This is a genomic window from Streptomyces sp. NPDC058964, from assembly GCF_042741275.1.
GTDB lineage: Bacteria > Actinomycetota > Actinomycetes > Streptomycetales > Streptomycetaceae > Streptomyces.
The window spans coordinates 6329-11611 of record NZ_JBHYKH010000280.1; the positions used below are offsets into that span (position 1 = coordinate 6329).

The following is a 5283-nucleotide window of genomic DNA, read 5'->3' on the forward strand; positions in this document are numbered from 1 at the left end:
GCAACAGGGGGGGTATCCTCCGGGTGAGGCGTTTGGTGCTGCACTCCGCATACGCTTTCGGTGGGGCCCCGGCGGGCGGCAGCGACCGGGTCACCCTGATGGACACGGCCACCGCGTCCGGCGCCAACTTCGCCGCGGTGAACCTGTTCGTCTCCGCGGGCTTCCTGCTCGTGATCCCGGTCGCCCTGTTCTGCGGGGACACGGTCGCCTCCGAGGCGAGCTGGTCCTCCCTGCGCTATCTGCTCGCCGCCCCCGTGCCCCGCGCCCGGCTGCTGTGGTCCAAGCTCGTCGTGGGGCTCGGGCTCAGCCTGGCCGCGATGGTGCTGCTGCCGCTCGTGGCGCTCGCCGTCGGCACGGCCGCCTACGGCTGGGGGCCGCTGCAGATCCCCACCGGCGGCGCGCTCGACCCGGGCACCGCCGCCCAGCGCCTCCTGGTGGTCGTGGCGTACATCTTCGTGTCCCAACTGGTCACCGCCGGACTGGCGTTCTGGCTGTCGACGAAGACGGACGCCCCGCTCGGCGCGGTCGGCGGCGCGGTCGGCCTGACCATCGTCGGCAACGTCCTGGACGCAGTCACCGCACTCGGTCACTGGCGCGACTTCCTGCCCGCGCACTGGCAGTTCGCCTGGGCCGACGCCGTACAGCCGCACCCCGAGTGGTCCGGCATGATCCAGGGCACCGCGATTTCCATAACGTACGCCCTCGTGCTGTTCGCGCTGGCCTTCCGGGGTTTCGGGCGCAAGGACGTGGTCTCCTAGGTCACCGGAAGATCACCCACCGGTCTCGACAGGCCCGCGCCGTGGCCGCTTCGAGACGTATCCGCAACGCTCCGTGTCGCACGTTCGGGCCCTCCGCGCCGTCACAGTCGCAGATGTCGACGTCAACCGGCACAGGGGGCAGACGAGATGGAGCGGTACCGGACACGGCGGACACGGAGTGTGCTGATCGCCCTCGCGGCGGCGGGCGGGCTGCTGCTCACCGGCTGCGGGGGAGGCGGCGGCGCCCACGATTCCCGCGGCAGCGCGAACAACGGCGGCCCGAACAACGGCGGGCTCCCGGCCCCGGGTCCGGCCCAGAGCCAGGGCTCACGGCAGGACGAGGAGTGGAGCAGCCCGTCGGCCGACCACCTGTCCACCTTCGCCCTGGACGTCGACACCGCCTCCTACGGCTACGCACGCCGCACGCTCGCCGACGGACAGCGGCCCGACCCGTCGACGATCCGTCCGGAGGAGTTCGTCAACAGCTTCCGCCAGGACTACCGGCGCCCCGACGGCAACGGCTTCTCCGTCACGGTCGACGGCGCCCGCACCGACAAGCCGGACTGGTCCCTGGTCCGGGTCGGCCTCGCCACCCGGTCCGCCGGGGAGAGCGGCGAACGCCCGCCCGCCGCCCTCACGTTCGTCATCGACGTCTCCGGCTCCATGGACGAACCGGGCCGGCTCGACCTCGCCAAGGAATCCCTCGGCACGATGACCGACCGCCTGCGCGACGACGACTCGGTCGCGATCGTCACGTTCAGCTCCGAGGCCGAGACCGTGCTGCCGATGACCCGGCTCGACGGCCACCGCGGCGAGGTCCACCACGCGATCGACGGCCTGGAGGCGCTGTCCTCCACCGACCTCGGCGCGGGTGTCGAGACCGGCTACGCCACCGCCGTCGAGGGCCTGCGCAAGGGCGCCACCAACCGGGTCGTCCTCGTCTCCGACGCACTCGCCAACGACGGCGACACCAACCCGGACTCCATCCTCGAGCGCGTCTCGACGGCCCGGCGCGCATACGGCATCACGCTCTTCGGCGTCGGCGTCGGCAGCGACTACGGCGACGCCCTGATGGAACGCCTCGCCGACAAGGGCGACGGACACACGGTGTACGTGTCCGGCACCGAGGACGCCCGCAAGGTGTTCTGCGAGCAGCTCCCGCAGAACATCGAGCTCACCGCCCGTGACGCCAAGGCCCAGGTCGTCTTCGACCCGCACACGGTCGACGACTTCCGCCTCGTCGGGTACGACGACCGCCGGGTCTCCGACGACGACTTCCGCAACGACCACGTCGACGGCGGCGAGGTCGGCCCCGGCCACACCGTGACCGCCCTCTACGCCGTCCACACCAGGCCCGGCACGGCGGGCCACCTCGCCACCGCCACCGTCCGCTGGCTCGACCCCGCCACCCGCGACCCGCACGAGGAGTCCGGCGAACTGGAGTCCGGCGCCCTGGAGCACTCCGTCTGGAGCGCGTCCCCCCGCTTCCAGGTCACCGCCGTCGCCGCCTACTTCGCCGACGCCCTGCGCGAGGGGGACGACCGCTGGAACCCGCTGCCGGGCGACCCGGGCCTCCGCGCGCTGCACCGGCACGCCGCCGAACTGGCCCGCGTCACCGAGGACAAGGCGGTGGAGGAACTCGCCCGGGCGATCGAGGAGGCGGGCCGCTCCGAGGAGTAGAAGGCGGGTTCAGGTGCTGCCGGGCCCATTGACCAACTCTTACGCGTGAGTAAGTTGACCTGCCGGTAAGCGAGTTCGGCAGCAGGACAGCAACAGCCGCGATCGGGAGCCGTCATGGGCGTACGCAGGGACTTGAAGCGGGCACGGCAGCGCACCGAGCTGGCGGACCGCGCCAGGATCGAGATCGTCAGGGACGAGCACGGCGTCGTACGCGAGGCCCGCAGCCCGGCACTCGCGCCGGGCACGACGACCGGCTCCACCGCCGACCTGCCCTTCACCAACGCGGCCGAGGCCCCCGACGCCGTGGTCCTGCGCCGTCGCGAGAACGGCACCTGGCACCCGGTCACGGCGGCAGCCTTCGCCCGCGACGTCACGGACGCCGCCCGCGGCCTGATCGCGGCGGGCCTCGAGCCGGGCGGGCGGGTCGCCGTGATGTCCCGCACCCGCTACGAGTGGACCGTGCTGGACTTCGCCGTCTGGGCGGCCGGCGGCCAGACCGTCCCGGTCTACGCGACCTCCTCCGCCGAGCAGGTGGAGTGGATCGTCCGCGACTCCGGCGCCCGGCACGTCGTCACCGAGACGGCCGAGAACGCCGCCACCGTCGCCGCCGGCACCGCCCACCACTCCGAACCCCCGCGGCTCTGGCGGCTCGACGAGGAGGCCGTCGCAGAACTCACCACGCTCGGCCGGGACATCCCCGCCGAGGAGGTCACCAAGCGCCGTGCCGCGCTGACCCCCGACACCGTGGCCACCATCTGTTACACCTCCGGCACCACCGGCAAGCCCAAGGGCTGCGTCCTCACCCACGCCAACCTGTACGCCGAGGCCGCCAACACCGTCGAGCTGCTCCACCCCGTCTTCGAGGCGGTCACCGGACAGACCGCCTCGACCCTGCTCTTCCTGCCCCTGGCCCACATCATGGGGCGCACCCTGCAGATCGCCTGCCTGATGGCCCGCATCGAGACCGGTCACTTCCCCAGCGTCAAGCCCGACGAACTCCGCCCGGCACTGAGGGAGTTCCGCCCCACCTTCCTGGTCGGCGTGCCGTACCTCTTCGAGCGGATCCACGACACCGGGCGCGCGACCGCCGAGCGGCTCGGCCGGGGCGCGTCCTTCGACCGGGCCGACCGGATCGCCGTGCGCTTCGGGGAGGCGTATCTGCACAAGTTCCTGGGCACGGGGAAGGGCCCGGGCCTGCGACTGTACGCCGCCTGGGCGCTGTACGACCTGCTGGTCTACCGGCGTATCCGCAAGGAGCTGGGCGGCCGCCTGCGGTACGCCATGAGCGGCGGCTCCCCGCTCGACCGCAATCTCAACCTGTTCTTCTCCGCGGCCGGAATCATCGTCTACGAGGGCTACGGCCTCACCGAGACCACCGCCGCCGCCACGATCGTGCCCCCGCTCGAACCCCGTCCCGGCACGGTCGGCCGGCCGGTGCCCGGGGCGGCCGTGCGTATCGCCGACGACGGAGAGGTGCTGATCAAGGGCGGGCTGGTCTTCGGGGCGTACTGGAACGACCCGGCCGCGACCGACGCGGTGCTGAGGGACGGCTGGTTCGCCACCGGCGACCTGGGCTCCCTCGACGACGACGGCTACCTCACCATCACCGGCCGCAAGAAGGACATCCTCGTCACCTCCGGCGGCAAGAACGTCTCCCCGGCCGTCCTGGAGGACCGGGTGCGCAGCCGCCCGCCGGTCGGCCAGTGCCTCGTCGTCGGCGACAACCGGCCCTTCGTCGCCGCGCTGGTCACCCTCGACCCCGAGGCGGTCGCCCACTGGCTGTCCGTACGGAAGCTGTCCCCGGACACCCCGATGTCCGCACTCGTACGGGACCCGCGGCTGCGAGCCGATGTGCAAGCGGCCGTCGACTACGCCAACGAGGCCGTCTCACGCGCCGAGTCCATCCGCGCCTTCGCCCTGGTCGAAGGGGAGTTCACCGAGGACAACGGGCTGCTGACGCCGTCGCTCAAGCTCAAGCGGCACGCGGTGACGGCGGCGTACGCGAAGGAGATCGAGGCCCTGTACCGCTCGTGACACGCGACGGGGGGGCCACGGGTGGGACGGGTCACCCGCCGAGGCGGAGCGCAGGCTCAGCCGTTGTTCTGGCCGTTGCCGGACAGGGCCGAGATGTCGTCCGCGATGTGCGACAGCGGCTCGTCGCCCTTGGCCTGGGTCGAGTTCTCGACGCACTGCTGGTTCTGCGGGGAGGACAGGACGTTGACGTCCTGAACGGTGACGGGGATGGCGCCGACCACCGATCCCACGTTGAGCTTGGCGGGCAGGCCGACACAGGGCTTGTTCAGCGAACCCTGGACCAGCGACAGCTGCGGGCTCAGGTCACCGGAGGTGGCCGAGTTGCCGAACACCGAGGTGGCGTCGGTGCCGCTGGCGGACGTGGTGCCGTTGTCGTTGCCGATGGCCAGCGCCTGGGGGGCGGCCGCGGCCGCGAGACCGGCGACGGAGGCGGCGACAGCCGCGGTTGCCCACAGCTTCTTCATGTGCGTTCCCTTCGAAAAGGCGGACTCCGGGGAGGAGGCTGCATGATCGTCAACTGTTCTGAGCGGTCGGGGGTTGCGGGCGTTGGTCCGATCGGCTCAGCTCAGTCCGATCATGGGAAAAGCGCCCCCATGTCCCCCTTTCGCGGGCACGCCGACACGCTCCCGCGCACCGGCCCCTCGTGCTCCGTGGGCCGGTAGGTCCTTGGGTTCCGGATGCTCGTCGGGATCGAGAGGCGCCGCCCGTCGTGCGTCGCGCCGCAGGGCGAAGGCACCGGCCGCGGGGTAGGGGGCGCCCGGCGGGGGGGGGGGGCGGCGGGGGCGGGGGGGGGGGGCGGGGGGCGCGGGCC

The 5283-nt window shown here is 72.4% G+C and carries 3 protein-coding genes and 1 pseudogene; 3 read left to right on the forward strand and 1 reads right to left on the reverse strand.

All coding sequences use genetic code 11. From position 1 onward, the window contains the following. Positions 1-83: 83 nt before the first annotated feature. The 3 genes and pseudogenes from ACFW2E_RS28825 to ACFW2E_RS28835 all read left to right on the forward strand — a co-directional run. Positions 84-758 (forward strand): annotated as a pseudogene (locus ACFW2E_RS28825) (ABC transporter permease); the annotation flags it as partial. 147 nt (positions 759-905) lie between these two features. Beyond that, positions 906-2438: a von Willebrand factor type A domain-containing protein gene (locus ACFW2E_RS28830; protein WP_384469991.1), complete on the forward strand. Its 1533-nt coding sequence runs from the start codon at positions 906-908 to the stop codon at positions 2436-2438. A gap of 114 nt (positions 2439-2552) precedes the next feature. Next, entirely contained in the window at positions 2553-4472 is a 1920-nt protein-coding gene (locus tag ACFW2E_RS28835) for an AMP-dependent synthetase/ligase (RefSeq protein WP_384469992.1), read from the forward strand. Positions 4473-4528: 56 nt separating this feature from the next. Here the strand turns inward: ACFW2E_RS28835 and ACFW2E_RS28840 are convergent, their stop codons facing one another. After that, positions 4529-4936 carry a rodlin gene (locus ACFW2E_RS28840; RefSeq protein WP_384469993.1) on the reverse strand — a complete coding sequence of 136 codons (408 nt, stop codon included), beginning with the start codon at positions 4934-4936 and terminating at the stop codon, positions 4529-4531. Positions 4937-5283: the final 347 nt, after the last annotated feature.